Genomic DNA, 15,243 nt, shown 5'->3' with positions numbered 1-15,243 from the left:
CGCTTGAGGTATGTATGACACTGTCATATCTTGCGTTGTAGAGCACTGAAGGGGAACCACATGCGGACCAGCAAGCCGATCACCGTGACTCTTGGCCCGCAGCGCGCGAGCCTGGAAGCCCGCCTGAAGTCAGGCGAATATGCCTCTGCCAGCGAAGTCATGCGCTCGGCCCTCCGCGCCCTCGATCGTCAGGATGCCGCGCTTGACGAATATCTGGCCGCCAAGGTCCAAGCTTCGGTCCAGGATCCCCGCCCAAGCGTTGCTGCGAGCGACGTTTTCAAGCGCCTGCGGACTCGTCACGCCAGAAACGTGAAGGCAGCCAAGCGTGGCACTTAAGGTCGTATTCCGACCGGAGGCGGAGGCCGATCTGGTCGGCCTTTACGAGTACATCGCAGAACGTGCCGGCTACCGAATTGCAGGCGGCTATATCGACCGTATCGAGAAGGCATGCATGGCTCTCGCCACCTTTCCCAAACGTGGGACCAGTCGCGACGATCTTCTTCCAGGTCTGCGTACCGTCGGATTCGAGCGGCGCGTGACGATCGCGTTCCGTGTCCTGAAGACAGAGGTCGAGATCGTCACAATCGCATATGCCGGACGTCATTTCGAAGACGATCTCTGAACGCTTCCTGTTCCTGACGGAACAGCTTCGCTCGGTCTCGTTCGCCGTGGAGGGCGGCAAGCCTGAAAGTGAAACGCGGCGACCGAGCCGCTATTTCAGCTTGCCGGTGGACAGGTCCATGATCATGCGTGTCGTCAGATACAGCCGCGGCACGATGCTGCCCACCTGCACATATTCGGCATCGTTGGAGTGCGCGCCGAAGGCCGACAGGCCCATGCCTTCCACCACGGCTCCTTTGGATTGCAGCGCGGCGAAAGCCGCGTCGGTGCCGCCGCCGATGGCCTTCTCGTCGACCTTGAGGGATAGTCCGATCTCCCCATAGATCGTCTTGCCATAGGCCGCCACCCGGCGCGAGGCCTCACTGGGTTCGAGCGGCGGGCGCCGCACCTCGAACTTCAGCTCGACTCTGGAATCGGGCAGCAGGCGATTCTTGATCTTGTCCTGCAGCGCCTTCTGCAACTCGTCGAAGTCGGACACCTTGAGGGCGCGCGCGTCGGCCTGGGCCGTCGCCTCGGCAGGGATCACATTGCGGTTGGTTCCGGACTTGGACACCGTCCAATTCAGCTTCAGGCCCTGCTCGGGCTTGGACAAGTCCTTCATCTGCAGCACCTGGTGCGAGAGCTCGTACAGCGCATTCACGCCGCCTTCGGGCCGTGCGCCGGCATGTGACGACTTGCCATGCACGGTAAGATAGGCCGAGCCGATGCCGCTGGTGGCGAGGCGCAGCGTGCCGTCGGTGCCGCCGCCTTCGAACGAGAACACCACGTCCTGATCCGATGCGAGCTTGGTGATGGTGCTGCGCCAGCCGGGCGAGGAGATCTCCTCGTCGCCGTTCATGAGCACTGTGAGCGTGCCGTAATCCCTGAAGTTCAGCTTCTGCAGCAATGCTACGGTATGGAGAATGAGCGCGATGCCCTGCTTGTCGTCGGCAATGCCGAGCCCGTAGGCCTTGTCGCCGTCGATGCGGAACGGCTGGTCCTTCAGCATGCCCTTCAGGTACACCGTGTCCATGTGGGCAATCAGCATGATCTTCTTGGACCCCGTGCCCTTGAACACGGCGTGTACGGCCGGCCCGATCTTTTCGGGGGTGTCGTCGAGGCGATAGATGTCAGTCGGCTGCAGGATCTCCACCGTGCCGCCGAGTTGCTTGAGCTGACCGGCAATGCGCTCGGCGATCTGGTTCAGGCCTTCGATGTCCTTGCTGCCGGATTCGATGTTGACGAGATCGCGCAGCGTGTCGAGCAGCGGCTGCTGTTCCTTCTGCGCCAGCGCATGGACGTTGGCGACCGGCTCGGCGTGCACCAGCGTTGCGGCAGATGCCAGCCAGAGTGAGGCGATCAACGTTCCAAAGAACGTGGAAGCGAGGTGCGATCGGGGCATGAGCGGACAGTCCTTCGGTTGAAGAAGGAGCCGATATGCCTGTGTTCGCGGCGCTTGTCACGCGGCCGTGCTGCACCCTCTCCCCTGGTGGGAGAGGGCGGCTTCGCGATAGCGAAGCCGGGTGAGGGGTTGTCTCCGCGAGTCCGACGGCGAGTAAAATGCGCGGAGAGAAACCCCTCATCCGGCGCGAACTGCGTTCGCGCCACCTTCTCCCACAAGGGGAGAAGGGAAGAGGGTGTGGGCGCTCGCTGCTAGAACCAGTTGTCGCACTACTTCTGCGGAGGGCCGAGATCCAGCGGAGGCAGCTCGATCTGCGGCACCTCGATCTTGATCGTGCTGGGATCGATGTTCGTCTGCACGCCCTTGTAGTGCATCACCATCGACGGGAACGCGATCACGAGGCCGACCATGATGATCTGGATGACGACGAAGGGCACCGCACCCCAATAGATCTGGCCGGTGGTGACGGGGTCCATCCGCTTGCCAGTGACCCGATCGGTGTATCGCTCCTTCGGCGCGACGGACCGGAGATAGAACAGCGCGAATCCGAACGGCGGGTGCATGAACGAGGTCTGCATATTGACGCCGAGAATGACGCCGAACCAGATCAGGTCGATGCCGAGCTTCTCGGCGGCCGGTCCCAGTAGCGGGATCACGATGAAGGCCAGCTCGAAGAAGTCGAGGAAGAAGGCCAGTACGAATACGAGCGCGTTGACGAAGATCAGGAAGCCGATCTGGCCGCCCGGCAGCGATGTGAGCAGGTGCTCGACCCAGACGTGACCGTTGACCCCGTAAAAGGTGAGCGAAAAGATGCGGGCGCCGACCAGGATGAACACGACGAAGGCCGACAGCTTGGCGGTCGATTCCGTGGCCTGCCGGATCAGGTCCCAGCTCAGCCGCCGCTTCACGGCACCGAGAATGAGGGCGCCGGCGGCACCCATCGCACCGCCTTCGGTCGGCGTGGCGATGCCGATGAAGATCGTGCCCAGCACCAGGAAGATCAGGAACAGCGGCGGCACCATCACGAAGGTGGTCTGCTGCGCCATCTTCGAGAGGAAACGGAATCCGGTCAGCTTATCCACCACCCAGTTCAGCACGGCGACGGCGAATGCGAAGATGATGCCGTAGAACATGCTGAGCACCACGTAATCGGCGCCACGAGTGCTGGAATTGCGCATCATGAGCCATCCGAATGCGCAGCTCGCGAGGAACAGCACACCGAGCGATACAAGGCCGCGATCGCCGTTCTCTTCGCGGAAGCCGATGGCGTCCTTCGGCAGGCCGGGCGTCGCCTTCGGCCAGATCATGCTGACGAGGAAAGCGTATCCGGCGTAGAGGGCGGCAAGCACGAGGCCCGGGATGAAGGCGCCTTCGTACATGTCGCCGACGGACTTGCCGAGCTGGTCGGCCATCACGATCAGGACGAGGGAGGGCGGAATGATTTGCGCGAGCGTGCCGGAGGCGGCGATGACGCCGGCGGCCACGCGGCGATCATAGCCATAGCGCAGCATGATCGGCAGCGAGATCAGGCCCATCGAGATCACGGACGCCGCGACCACGCCGGTGGTCGCAGCGAGCAGCGCGCCGACGAAGATCACGGCATAGGCGAGGCCGCCGCGGATCGTGCCGAACAGCTGGCCGATCGTGTCGAGCAGGTCCTCGGCCATGCCCGACCGCTCCAGCACCAATCCCATGAAGGTGAAGAAGGGGATCGCGAGCAGCGTGTCGTTGTTCATCACGCCATAGACGCGCTCCGGCAAGGCCTGGAGGAAGTCGGGGTGAAACTGGCCGAGCTCGACGCCGATGATGGCGAAGAACAGGCCAACGGCGCCGAGCGAGAATGCCGCCGGATAGCCGAGCAGCAGCATGACGACCAGCGATACGAACATGATGGGCGCCATATTGGCGATGATGAATGCGGTCATGGATTCCCCCTACACCGTCGCCAACGGCTACTTCTTCTCGATCGCTTCAACGAGATGCTCGACTTCCGCTTCGAGCGCCGACACCTGCGATTCGTGCGGGTCCGGTATCAAGCCGCGCATCACCGCGATCCGCTTGATCAGCTCGGAAATGCCTTGGACCAGAAGGAAGGCGAACCCCACCATGATCAGGGCTTTGGCGGGCCATTGCGGCAGGCCGCCGGCATTGCCGGATTGCTCGTTGATCTGGAAGGAGCGCAGGAAGAACGGCACGCCCGTGACGATCATGACGATGCAGATCGGAATGAGGAAGAACACGTGACCGACGATGTCGATGACGTTGCGCGCCTTCTTGGGCATCGTGTTGCTTACGATGTCGATGCGGATGTGCTCATTGTCGAGCAGCGTCCAGGGCGAACAGAGCAGGAAGACGATGCTGAACAGCACCCATTGCAGCTCGAGCCACGAATTGGACGAGGTGTCGAACGTCTTGCGGATGATCGCGTTGACTGCCGAGATGATCACGGCGAGCACGATTAGCCACGCAATACGCTTGCCGGTCCAGCGCGTGAACGCGTCGATTCTGCTGCTCAACTTAAGGAGCGCTTGCAACGATAGGTCCTCCCCCGATTGTGCCCCGGCCGTCTTGACTGCGCCGAGATGGCGCGTGGCTTATCTCGCCGCGCAGGCATGAGGCCGCCGCACCAAACCAGCGGGCGTGCCGCCAGTCAATCGGAAGTTTGTTGATAGTTAAGGGGGATAGGGCCGCAACTATACGGAGTTAGCCGCCGGTGACGCTCATGTGCCTGCTGACGCTGGGCCGGTCGTGGCGGCGGTCGATGATGAAATCGTGGCCCTTGGGCTTCAGCCCGATGGCGCGGTCGATCGCATCCGCAAGCAATAGATCGTCGCTCGATGCACGCAGAGGTTTGCGCAAATCGGAGGCATCCTCATGGCCGAGGCAGGTGTGCAGCGTTCCGGTGCAGGTGATGCGTACCCGATTACAGGATTCGCAGAAATTATGGGTCATCGGCGTGATGAAGCCGAGCTTGCCGCCGGTCTCGGCGACGCCGACATAGCGGGCCGGACCGCCGGTGCTCTCGGCCAGATCCGTCAGCGTGAACTGCTGGGCGAGGCGGGCGCGCACCAGCGACAGCGGCAGATATTGGTCAATGCGGCCCGATCCGATCTCGCCCATCGGCATCACCTCGATCAGCGTCAGGCCCATGCCCTTGCCGTGGGCCCAGCGCATCAGCGAAGGCAGCTCGTCCTCGTTGAGGTTCTTCAGCGCCACGGCGTTGATCTTGACGGCGAGCCCTGCGGCGCGCGCGGCCTCGATGCCTTCCAGCACCTTGTCGATCTCGCCCCAGCGGGTGATCTCGCGAAACTTCTTGGGATCGAGGGTGTCGAGCGAGACGTTGATGCGGCGGACGCCGCAATCGGCGAGCTCCCGCGCGTGCTTCGCAAGCTGGGTGCCGTTGGTGGTCAGCGTCAGCTCGCTCAACGCGCCGCTCGACAGATGCCGCGACAACGAGCGCACCAGCGACATCACATTGCGGCGGACCAAGGGCTCGCCGCCGGTGAGGCGCAGCTTCTTCACGCCTTTGGCGATGAAGGCCGTACAGAGCCGATCGAGCTCCTCCAGCGTCAGCAGGTCCGCCTTGGGCAGGAACGTCATGTCTTCGGACATACAGTAGAAGCAGCGCAGATCGCAGCGGTCGGTGACGGAGACGCGCAAGTAGGTGATGGTCCGCCCGAACGGATCGGTCATCGGGGTCGACAATGCGGCGGATCCGGTCATGCGAGAGGCCTTCACTTATGGCGACGGGCGCACCTTTGCTGCAGCGGTGCGGTCGACGCAATCTAAGCATCGGACGCGGCAAGGACAATCGGGTGGTATACGTGAGTGCAGCACTGACGCATGTGACCCTCTCGGCGCGGGATTTCGGCTCGTTCGGTGCGGCTCGCAGCTGGGTTCCGCGTACGGCCGGCAACGCCCGCGGCGCCGGGGAAGTCAGCCCTCTATGCATCCATTCGGGATGTGAGGCGGCGAAAATGGCAATCCTATCAAAGCGTTGCTGTTTTGCTTGCCGTCATCAGGCTGATCGCGGCCGCCGGCAGGTCGCGCATGTGGTGGATCAGGCGGTCCGGCTTCAGCTCGGCGATCGGCACGTCGGTGTAGCCGAAGCTGACCCCGATCACGGGCACGCCGGCCCGCCGGGCGACACCGACATCGGTTCCGGCATCGCCGACCATGATGCTGGCCTTCACGTCGCCGCCGGCCCGGGCCACAGTCTCCCGAAAAATAGTCGGATCGGGCTTCTGGACGCCAAAAGTGTCCGCGCCGCAGATCGCCGCGAAGCGGCGGCTGAGGTCGAGCTGGTCCAGCAGGCGCTTCGACAGCCATTCCAGCTTGTTGGTGCAGACCGCGAGGCGATGGCCCTGGGCGGCAAACTGGTCCAGCGCGGCCTCGAGACCCTCGAAGGGGCGGGATTCCACCGCGATATGGTCGGCATAGTACGCGATGAAATCCGCAGTCATCCGGTCCATGTCCGCGGGCGTGACGGTGCGGCCCTCCGCTTCCAGCCCCCGCTCGATCAGCTTGCGGGCACCGGCGCCGATCATGTTGCGGGCCGAGGCCATCGGCACCGGCGGCAGGCCTTCGCGGTCGAGCACGTAATTAAGGGCCGTGATCAGGTCGGGTGCCGTATCCACCAGCGTGCCGTCGAGATCGAAGACGATGGTGTGAGGGGAAGTCGTCTTGAAGGAGGTCATGATTCCCAAGCGCTACCGGTCCGGTTCTATCCGCGCAAGGGGCGGGCCCATAAGATCACCTTATAGGCCTGTTCCCAGACCCTGTTCCAGGCCCTGTTCTCCTGGGAAAAACGAGGCTACATAGGCGCCCGAAAGCGGCCGGAATCGGCCGAGACTTCACAAGGCAGGCGCACACGTGACCATGGACCAATTGAAGCGGCAGGCTGCGGCGCGTGCGCTGGAGGAGGTGCGCGACGGCATGCAGCTCGGGCTCGGCACCGGCTCGACCGCCAAGCACTTCGTCGAGCTGCTCGGCGAACGCGTTGCCGCCGGGCTCAAGGTGATCGGCGTGCCGACCTCCGAGGCGACGCGGGCCGATGCGGAACGCTGCGGCGTCAAGCTGACGACGCTGGACGAGATCGACCATCTTGACCTCACGATCGACGGCGCCGACGAGATCGATCCCGAGCTCAATCTGATCAAGGGCGGCGGCGGCGCGCTGTTGCGCGAGAAGATCGTGGCGGCCGCCTCGGACCGCATGATCGTGATTGCCGACGACAGCAAATGGGTGCCGACGCTCGGCAAGTTTCCGCTGCCGATCGAGGTCATCCCGTTCGGGCTCGGTGCGACGCGCCGCGCGATCGAAAAGGCATTTGCCGAATGCGGCGTTTCCGGGCAAATGGCGGTCCGCAAGGCCAAAGGCGGGGACAAGGACGGCCACGTTTTCGTCACCGATGGCGGCCACTGGATCGTCGATGCCCAGCTCGGACGTATTACGGATCCCCCCGGTCTCGCCAAGGCGTTGAGCGCCATTCCCGGTGTGGTCGAGCATGGGCTGTTCATCGGCTTGGCCAGCTCGGCCGTTCTGGCGGGCGGCGGCGGAATCCGCGTGATTGAACGGCGCAAGCCGAAAGGAGACCAGGAATGAAGAACGTGTTGAAAATCTTGCCGGCTGCGGCTCTCGCTGCGGGATTGGCCCTTTCGGCCGCCCCGGTCGCCGCGCAGCAGGCGGGCCAGAAGGCTCCCGCGGCGCCGGCCCTGCCGAAGGCGTCGCCCGCGGCGATTGCGGCAGCGAAGGAAATTCTGCAGATCAAGAACGCCGCCGGGATGTATGCGGGCGCCGTGCCGGGCATGGTCGAGAAGACCAAGGGCGCGCTGATCCAGCAGAACCTGAATTACCAGAAGGACCTCAACGAGGTCGCCCCGATCGTGGCCCAGCAGCTCAACGGCCGCCAGAGCGAGATCGGCGAAGGCATGGCGCAGATTTATGCCAGCGAGTTCACCGAGCAGGAGCTGAAGGACCTCGTCACCTTCTACAAGTCGCCGCTGGGCAAGAAGCTGATCGATGCCGAGCCGCGCGCGATCGGGCAGAGCATGGCGTTCATGAACAGCTGGGCCCAGAACTTCTCGGAAACCGTGATGGGCGCCTTCCGTGCCGAGATGCGCAAGCGTGGCAAGGAGATCTGAGCGCACCTATCTGAAAGGTCGCGCCTGATAAGGGGTCGGAGTGGATAATGGCTGATTTCGACGTCGACCTCTTCGTCATTGGTGGCGGCTCGGGCGGCGTCCGTGCCGCCCGCATCGCCGCCGGCTACGGCGCCCGTGTCATGATCGCGGAAGAGTACCGCATGGGCGGCACCTGCGTGATCCGCGGCTGTGTGCCGAAGAAGCTGTTCGTGATCGGCTCGCACGTCCGTCACGAGCTCGAGGACGCCGCCGGCTTCGGCTGGACCGTGCCGCCCGCCAGCTTCGACTGGCCGACGCTGATCGCCAACAAGGACAAGGAGATCGCGCGGCTGGAGGCGGCCTACACCGCCAACGTCGAGAAATCAGGCGCGCAGATCGTCAAGAGCCGCGCGGTGATCGAGGACAAGCACACCGTCCGCCTGCTCGAGAACGACAGGAAGGTCACGGCGAAGTACATCCTGATCGCCACCGGCGGCGCGCCCAACCATGGCGCGGCGATCCCCGGCATCGAGCACGTGATCTCCTCCAACGAGGCGTTTCATCTTGCGAGGCTGCCGAAGCGGATCGTGATCCAGGGCGGCGGCTATATCGCGCTGGAATTCGCCGGCATCTTCGCCGGCTTCGGCTCCGATGTGACGGTAATCTATCGCGGCGAAAACATTCTTCGCGGCTTCGACGAGGATGTCCGGACCCATGTCCGCGCCGAGATGGAGAAGCAGGGCATCACCATTCTCACCGGCTGCACCGTGACCAAGGTCGACCGCCACGGCGAGGACTTCACCACGCATCTGTCGAACGGCTCGAGCCTCGCCTCCGACCAGGTGATGTTCGCGATCGGCCGCCATCCGAACGTCGCCAATCTCGGCCTGGAGAATGCGGGCGTCGCCATCAATCCAGCCAACGGCGGCATCGCGGTCGACCATTTCTCCAAGAGCTCGGTCGACAGCATCTATGCCATCGGCGACGTCACCCACCGCTTCAACCTGACGCCGGTCGCGATCCGCGAGGGCCATGCCTTCGCCGACACGGTGTTCGGCAAGCGCGAGGTGCAGGTCGACCACGCCAACATCCCGACGGCCGTGTTCTCGCAGCCGGAGGTCGGCACTGTCGGCCTGACGGAAACCGAAGCGCGCGCGCAATTCAGCCACGTCGACATCTACAAGACGACGTTCCGGCCCATCAAGGCGACGATGTCCGGCCGCGACACCCGCGTGCTGATGAAGCTCGTGGTCGACGGCGCGACCGACCGCGTGCTCGGCTGTCACATTGTCGGCGATGCCGCCGCCGAGATCACGCAGGCCGTCGCGATCGCGGTGAAGATGAAGGCGACCAAGGCCGATTTCGACGCGACCATCGCGCTGCATCCGAGCGCAGCCGAAGAGCTCGTCACCATGCGCACCCCGACCGCACGGCACGTGCGGCAGGCGGCGGAGTAGGTTTCAGCCGTACAGATATCCGACCGGTTTGCCCTCGGTGCGCAGGGGACGCACGTCCTTCTGGGTGATGATCTGACCGGCAAGGCCGTCGATCTCGTCACGCTGTGTCGCCGTCCAGCTGCGCAGCTCGTTCATGCCCTTGAGCAGGCCGAGGCGGAGGACCTGCGTGTTTTCGCCGACGCCGATCAGGTTGATGGAATCCTTGCCCGCCGTCACCACGTCGCCGGCAGAGAGTTCAAAGCTCTCGCCGGACTTCTTCTTGAACTCGGCCGTGCCGCGAATGACGCGATAGATCACGACCTCGCCCTTGGCAAAACAGGTCGCGTCCGCCGCGGCAGACGTGCTCTTCGGCAAGAGCGCGTGGCCACGCGGGTCGGTCGCGATGATGTGGCCGGTGACGAGATGCCCGCTCGGAATCTCGATGCCGATGTCGCGAATGTAAACCGGCATCGCCGATCTGACAGAACCATCGGTGAGCGGCTTGAACAGCGCGTCGAGCGCCAGGGGATCCTGAAGCCAGAAGCCGGCATCGGCCGGGCGGTCATGCAGCGGATGGCTCCAGGCCACGCGCGGCGTTTCGTCCTCATTGATCTGATCCGGACCGACAATGGTCGGGTTCGGAAAGGTGGTGGGATCGGTGATGAAGGCTTCGAGAAACTTGCCGGAATAGCCCATCGAGATCGGATCGGGCACCACCGTCTGCGGCGTCTTCAAATTCTCTTCGGTCGACAGGCCCGACCACGTGTAGAACAGCTGGCGATGCACGATCGCGCTTTGGAGCATCACCGCGCCCGGGCCGACATTGTACCAGCGGCCGTCATAGTCGAAGGTGAACGCGCCCGAGGTGACCAGCACGAGCTGAAAGCCGCCCGGCGGCAGATGCAAATGGAAGTCGGTAGGGCCGGTGTCGGGCCGGTAGATCGGCAGATTGGTGGCCACCTCGTGCAGCAGGAAGGTTTCGTTGTTGGCGTGGAAGCCTTCGTTGGCGCGGTTGTAGAGCGCCTGCGGCCGGTAGGTCGCCTCGAAATTCGCATTCTTGTCGCGATCGATCGCCACGAAGTCCTGATCGTTGAGGCGCAGCCGGGCGCCGTTCGGATGGGTGAGACCGGTGAATTTGATGTTTCCGGCAGCATGCACGTTCATGGCATTCTCCGATCTGAGGCCATTCATCCCGGAAGCCGAGCGCACGTGACTGGCCGCTCCTCATCTGGCCGGGCAGGGACTTGGCCTGATGCTGTCTTGCGAATTTCAGGCCAGCCGGAGCGCAATGCGGCGCGCTGGTCCGCCGGCTGCACGCGACGCGCAAATAATCGAGATTGCACCTGAGGTTAGACAATAGGTGGCGCCGAACTCGCCCGACCTGTCCTGGCAATCCGTCAGTGGGCGCAGCGGCTTGTCTGGTCTAATTTGTCGGCATGCCCTGCAAAAGCGCATGCAGCCGGCCCCCGCTGCGGGCGCCCGGCACGGTTCAGTCGAATGATCGCGGGAGCGCCGGCTCGGGCTTGCCGGACGGGCTGCCTGCCCATTTCGCCATGTCCGTGGCGCGCGCGTCGAAGCCTTCGCACCAGAGGCAGCTCGGCTCCGTGTGGCCGTGGGCCGTCAGCATCGGGACAAGCGCATGGCCGCAGCCGGGGCAGGGTGTGGTACGATTCATGCGCTTCTCCAACAAACTCCGTAACTCAGGAATGGCATTTTCGTCGCGCAAGCTTGCGCGGGCGCTATGACGGCGCAGCAGCGCTGCGATGCACAGGCGCGCTCGTTCCCGACAGCGTAGAGGTAGCGATCCATTGTGACACGGCTGCGATGTCGTCGCCGCTTTCGCGATAGGCGCGAAGCTGGAATTCCGCCGAGCTGCCGCGCGCGACGATGGTGCGGCAGTGTTCGATCTCGGCGGAGCAGTTCAATGCGGCTGCGTCCTCCGCAATGTCGTCGATCACCCCGGTGAGCAGCTCCGAGATCGTCACCGGTCCGTCCTTGGAGGCGAAGATGCAGTCGGTGCCGTAGCGCTGGGCGCGCCATTTGTTCTCGACCGCGATCGCGCGCTCGACCGCAGTGACCTCCCGGGACAGCTGAGGGCGCAGATAGAGATGCCGCGTCAGGCAGCGGTAGAGCGAGGCGAGGGCAACCGCGTCGTCGACGAAGGTGCAGGTGTCGGGCGCGCGAAGCTCCAGCGTCGGATGGTTCATGGAGGGGCGCATTGCCCACCAGATGTGGCTTTCGTCCGGGATCACGCCGGAGCGCTGCAACGCGCCGACATAAGCGTCGAAATCCTGCTTGCCTTCGAACAATTCGGGCAGGCCGCTGCGCGGCAGCTCGGAATAAGCCGCGAGGCGGTAGCCCTTCAATCCGGTCTTGTGCGAATTCCAGAAGGGCGAGGACGCCGACAGCGCGATGAACAACGGCAGGTGCGGCAGCATCGCCCGCATCACCGCCATGCGTTTCTCGGGATCCGGCAACTGCACATGCACATGCATGCCGCACATCATGTTGCGGTGACCGATGCTGCGCAGATCCTCGATCATCTCCTCGTAGCGCGGTTTCGGGCTGGGCTGCGACATGCGCCAGACTGCGCTCGGGTGCGTGCCGCAGGCCATGATCACAAAGCCGTATTGCGCAGCGACGTTCGCGACCTCGCGTCGCAGGAAGCGCAGCTCCTCGCGCGCGTCGTTCACGTCGATATGAACGTTGGTTGCGACCTCGAGCTGCGATTGCAGCATCTCGCGCATGGCCTGGCCGCCGGTCGACCAGTTTGCCGATTCGAACAGCTCGTTGGGCGTGCGGATCGCGACCTCGAAGCTGCGGCGGTCAGCGAGGAAGTATTCCTCCTCGATGCCGAAGGAATATTCCGCCGGATTACCGCCGCCGCCGGCAGAACGGATGACGACATGCTGCTTGTCCTCGGAGGGGGCAAGACGCAGCAGCTTTGAAACGTCTGAAGCAAATGTCATTGGCCACCGGCGCGGTCACTACCTGCGGGCGATAATCCGTCTGATTGTGGCCGGTTCCGCACCCGATGTACTGGAAATTGCAAGGTCGAACGGAACAATTTTGACGGCTTCGGACGCTCGCGCGATCAGGGCGTGGTTCGGCGGGACTTCGGCCCAGTCCGATTCCTTATCGAACGGCTCGGAGACGACGATGACTTGCCCGCCGTCCTCGCGGAAGTAGAGCGTGTTCGCGGCATCGTTCACCGAGACCCGAAATGCGTAGAGGTCGCGGCCGTTGGCAATCGCGCTGGTAAAGCGCAGCCGTTCGCGAAGCCCGCCTTCATTGACGAATCCGAGGAGGGATTGCAGCACGGACTGTGTCGCGCCGAGCGGATCGTGCTCGAGACCGGCCCCCATCATGGCCAGGAACACGGCTTCCGAATCCGTCGTGCCCAGCCGCGACGGATAGTAGGCATCGGGAATCAGCGCCTCGACTTTGCGCCGCAGCCGATTCCAGCTGCCGACGAACCCGTTGTGCATGAACATCCAGTGCCCGCAGGCAAAGGGGTGACAATTCTGCCGCGTCACGGCCGTGCCGGTTGCGGCACGCACATGAGCGAAGAACAGATGCGAGTGCAGATGCCGGCAGAGGTAGCGCAGGTTTTCGTCCGACCACGCCGGGCGCGTCTCGCGATAAAGGCCCGGCTCGGGGTGCTCGCCATACCAGCCGAGACCAAAGCCGTCTCCGTTCGAGCCGGCCGTGGACTGAAGCGAGCGGATGCTCTGCGCAATCAGCGAATGCTCGGGTTCGGTGACATAAGGCTCGAACGAGGTGGTTTCGCCCCGGTATGCGATCCAGCGGCACATGCGGGTTCCTGCCAGGCGGTTTGATGCGCCGCGAGGTGCATCAACACTGGTGACGGACGCATGGTTCCAGCTGCGAAAGGGTTGCATGACCGATCCCGCAACGCCGAACGGATGCGGCGGCTGGTCGCAGCCGGTCCGCCTTGATTCCGACAGGCGTACCTATATTTCTGAAGCGAATAAGAATCCGGGCCCCTCTGGCGAGGACGTCGACGGTCGTCGGCAAACCTCGCGATGTCGGATGACCAGTCCCCGCGCGAATGCGATGGATCGGCCGATTGTCGGGCCCCTGTTTCGTTTTCTCCGACCAATTCGTCCCCATCGCAGCTCCGTGCGGCTATTTCGCAAGTTAAGGGAGCTACGATGTCCGGAACCAAGTCCTCAAGTTCGATCGAGATCACGGAACCGTCCAGCCTGAATGAGCAGGCCACGGCGGCCGTGGTGATCGTGGGCGCGCTGGTCGCGGTTGCCGACCGGCGCGTCTCAGCCGTCGAACGTGACGAGGTGATCCGTTTCATCAGAGACCGCAAGCTGGCGCCGCACGTCGGCGACGAACGGCTCCGTGCGATGTTCGACGAACTCGCCGAACGGCTCGAAGAGCCGGATTTTGCCAACGTCGTGATCGATACGCTGCGACCGGTTTCGAACCTGCCGCTCTCGTCGCATCTGGTGGAGCTGTCGGAGCGCGTTGCTGCCGCAGACGAGGACATACATCCCCACGAAGTCCAGGCGATTAAATTGTTGCGCTTGCTGACGCTGGTGCTGCCGCGCGCGAAGCCGGTCGGGGCGAGTGCGCCGGGCCCCAAGCTGCAGGCCGCCTCGAAGGGGTAAGCATGAGCACGATTTCGAACGAGCGCGCCAGGCAAACCGAGGGGAACACCGACCAGATCGCCGGTGGCGACCCGCGCCTGGCCAAGCTCGTCGACCGCCTGCCGCCGCGCATGAGCGACACCCTGACCTATCTGCTCAAGCCGTCCAGCCGCTGGGTCAGGATTCCCTCGGGCACGCTTCTGGTCGTCGGCGGTGTGCTCTCCATCCTCCCGGTGCTCGGCGTCTGGATGCTGCCGCTCGGCCTTGCTCTGCTCGCCGAGGATGTGCCTGCGCTGCGCTCCTCCCGTTCAAAAGTCTTCGACTGGATCGAGCGGCGCAAGCCGCATTGGCTCGATCCGTCTGCCTCTAGGAATGATCAATCATGACTGAACTCATCACCGCCGAAGCGCTGTCCGCGCTGTTTCAAGTCATCCTGATCGACCTCGTGCTCGCCGGCGACAATGCCGTCGTCATCGGCCTTGCGGCTGCCGGCCTGCCGGCCGAGCAGCGCCGCCGCGCCATCATCGTCGGTATCGCCGCTGCCACCGCACTGCGTATCGCCTTCGCCGGCGTTGCGACCCAGCTTCTGCAAGTGATCGGGCTTCTGCTCGCCGGCGGCGTGTTGCTGCTCTGGGTCTGCTGGAAGATGTGGCGCGAGCTGCGCGAGCAGTCCGCGCATGCGAAAGAACTCGCATTCGATGGTGGCAGCGCAGGTGCTGCGCCGGTACAGCAGCCGGCACAGCGGAAGACTTTCGGCCAGGCGGCGGTGCAGATCGTGGCCGCCGACGTGTCGATGTCGCTCGACAACGTGCTCGCGGTCGCGGGCGCCGCGCGGGAGCATCCCTACATCCTGGCCTTTGGCCTGCTCTTGTCGGTTGGGATGATGGGCGTTGCCGCGGATCTGCTTGGCCGTTTGCTCCAGAAGCAGCGCTGGGTGGCCTATGTCGGCCTCGCCATCATCCTTTACGTCGCGTTTGAGATGATCTATCGCGGCACGCTGGAACTTGCACCGGTGATTGCGAGTCTGTGAGGCGACAATCTACCGCAATCCGGAGTGATCA

At 63.9% G+C, this 15,243-nt stretch carries 17 protein-coding genes; 8 read left to right on the top strand and 9 right to left on the bottom strand.

Going from position 1 to position 15,243, the window contains the following annotated elements; all coding sequences use genetic code 11:
- Positions 1-60 precede the first annotated feature (60 nt).
- Together I6F17_RS06840 and I6F17_RS06835 are read left to right on the top strand one after the other, a co-directional pair.
- Complete coding sequence (locus tag I6F17_RS06840; protein ID WP_036022224.1) at positions 61-336, top strand: type II toxin-antitoxin system ParD family antitoxin; 276 nt, start codon at positions 61-63, stop codon at positions 334-336.
- Positions 326-622: a type II toxin-antitoxin system RelE/ParE family toxin gene (locus tag I6F17_RS06835; protein ID WP_036034500.1), complete on the top strand. Its 297-nt coding sequence runs from the start codon at positions 326-328 to the stop codon at positions 620-622. The genes I6F17_RS06840 and I6F17_RS06835 overlap by 11 nt, the downstream gene beginning before the upstream one ends.
- 90 nt (positions 623-712) lie before the next feature.
- Here the strand turns inward: I6F17_RS06835 and I6F17_RS06830 are convergent, their stop codons facing one another.
- The 5 genes from I6F17_RS06830 to I6F17_RS06810 form a co-directional block, all read right to left on the bottom strand.
- Positions 713-2,002 carry a M20/M25/M40 family metallo-hydrolase gene (locus I6F17_RS06830; protein ID WP_225129653.1) on the bottom strand — a complete coding sequence of 430 codons (1,290 nt, stop codon included), beginning with the start codon at positions 2,000-2,002 and terminating at the stop codon, positions 713-715.
- A gap of 269 nt (positions 2,003-2,271) precedes the next feature.
- Positions 2,272-3,927: a TRAP transporter large permease subunit gene (locus I6F17_RS06825; protein ID WP_036001569.1), complete on the bottom strand. Its 1,656-nt coding sequence runs from the start codon at positions 3,925-3,927 to the stop codon at positions 2,272-2,274.
- 27 nt (positions 3,928-3,954) lie between these two features.
- On the bottom strand, positions 3,955-4,536 hold the full coding sequence (locus I6F17_RS06820) for a TRAP transporter small permease subunit (RefSeq protein ID WP_225129655.1): 582 nt from the start codon (positions 4,534-4,536) through the stop codon (positions 3,955-3,957).
- A 169-nt stretch (positions 4,537-4,705) separates the two neighbouring features.
- A complete protein-coding gene (gene moaA / locus I6F17_RS06815; RefSeq protein ID WP_036001562.1) occupies positions 4,706-5,725 on the bottom strand; it encodes a GTP 3',8-cyclase MoaA in 1,020 nt (339 codons plus the stop codon).
- 266 nt (positions 5,726-5,991) lie between these two features.
- Positions 5,992-6,699, bottom strand: a complete 708-nt coding sequence (locus I6F17_RS06810) for an HAD family hydrolase (protein ID WP_225129657.1) — start codon at positions 6,697-6,699, stop codon at positions 5,992-5,994.
- A gap of 175 nt (positions 6,700-6,874) precedes the next feature.
- On the opposite strand from I6F17_RS06810, the gene rpiA reads away from it, so the two are divergent.
- Genes rpiA through gor form a run of 3 tightly spaced genes read left to right on the top strand, consistent with a single transcriptional unit; the run spans position 6,875 to position 9,581 of the window.
- Positions 6,875-7,606, top strand: a complete 732-nt coding sequence (gene rpiA, locus I6F17_RS06805; RefSeq protein ID WP_036001558.1) for a ribose-5-phosphate isomerase RpiA — start codon at positions 6,875-6,877, stop codon at positions 7,604-7,606.
- On the top strand, positions 7,603-8,145 hold the full coding sequence (locus tag I6F17_RS06800) for a DUF2059 domain-containing protein (RefSeq protein WP_036022233.1): 543 nt from the start codon (positions 7,603-7,605) through the stop codon (positions 8,143-8,145). Before rpiA ends, I6F17_RS06800 begins: the two co-directional genes overlap by 4 nt.
- Before the next feature lie 47 nt (positions 8,146-8,192).
- Positions 8,193-9,581: a glutathione-disulfide reductase gene (gor, locus tag I6F17_RS06795; RefSeq protein ID WP_225129659.1), complete on the top strand. Its 1,389-nt coding sequence runs from the start codon at positions 8,193-8,195 to the stop codon at positions 9,579-9,581.
- A gap of 3 nt (positions 9,582-9,584) precedes the next feature.
- Here the strand turns inward: gor and I6F17_RS06790 are convergent, their stop codons facing one another.
- The 4 genes from I6F17_RS06790 to I6F17_RS06775 form a co-directional block, all read right to left on the bottom strand.
- Positions 9,585-10,724 carry a glucuronate isomerase gene (locus I6F17_RS06790; RefSeq protein WP_225129660.1) on the bottom strand — a complete coding sequence of 380 codons (1,140 nt, stop codon included), beginning with the start codon at positions 10,722-10,724 and terminating at the stop codon, positions 9,585-9,587.
- A gap of 325 nt (positions 10,725-11,049) precedes the next feature.
- A complete protein-coding gene (locus tag I6F17_RS06785) occupies positions 11,050-11,235 on the bottom strand; it encodes a hypothetical protein (RefSeq protein ID WP_225129662.1) in 186 nt (61 codons plus the stop codon).
- A 64-nt stretch (positions 11,236-11,299) separates the two neighbouring features.
- The gene (locus I6F17_RS06780) at positions 11,300-12,529 is read right to left on the bottom strand and encodes a carboxylate-amine ligase (protein ID WP_225129663.1); all 1,230 of its coding nucleotides are present in this window, start codon (positions 12,527-12,529) and stop codon (positions 11,300-11,302) included.
- An 18-nt stretch (positions 12,530-12,547) separates the two neighbouring features.
- A complete protein-coding gene (locus tag I6F17_RS06775; RefSeq protein WP_036001537.1) occupies positions 12,548-13,375 on the bottom strand; it encodes a class II glutamine amidotransferase in 828 nt (275 codons plus the stop codon).
- Between the two features lie 360 nt (positions 13,376-13,735).
- Here I6F17_RS06775 and I6F17_RS06770 point away from each other — a divergent pair, with 360 nt between their 5' ends.
- From I6F17_RS06770 to I6F17_RS06760, 3 genes are read left to right on the top strand one after another with little or no spacing between them, the layout of a single operon-like run.
- A complete protein-coding gene (locus tag I6F17_RS06770; protein WP_036034485.1) occupies positions 13,736-14,203 on the top strand; it encodes a tellurite resistance TerB family protein in 468 nt (155 codons plus the stop codon).
- A 2-nt stretch (positions 14,204-14,205) separates the two neighbouring features.
- The gene (locus I6F17_RS06765; RefSeq protein ID WP_036034483.1) at positions 14,206-14,568 is read left to right on the top strand and encodes a hypothetical protein; all 363 of its coding nucleotides are present in this window, start codon (positions 14,206-14,208) and stop codon (positions 14,566-14,568) included.
- Positions 14,565-15,212 (top strand): TerC family protein, encoded by a 648-nt coding sequence (locus tag I6F17_RS06760; RefSeq protein WP_036034481.1) that lies wholly within the window; start codon positions 14,565-14,567, stop codon positions 15,210-15,212. The genes I6F17_RS06765 and I6F17_RS06760 overlap by 4 nt, the downstream gene beginning before the upstream one ends.
- Positions 15,213-15,243 lie beyond the last annotated feature (31 nt).

It is taken from the genome of Bradyrhizobium sp. NBAIM18 (assembly GCF_020193825.1).
Lineage (GTDB): Bacteria > Pseudomonadota > Alphaproteobacteria > Rhizobiales > Xanthobacteraceae > Bradyrhizobium > Bradyrhizobium yuanmingense.
The sequence above is the reverse complement of the archived record's forward strand: the minus strand, read 5'-3'. Positions and strand labels throughout refer to the sequence as shown.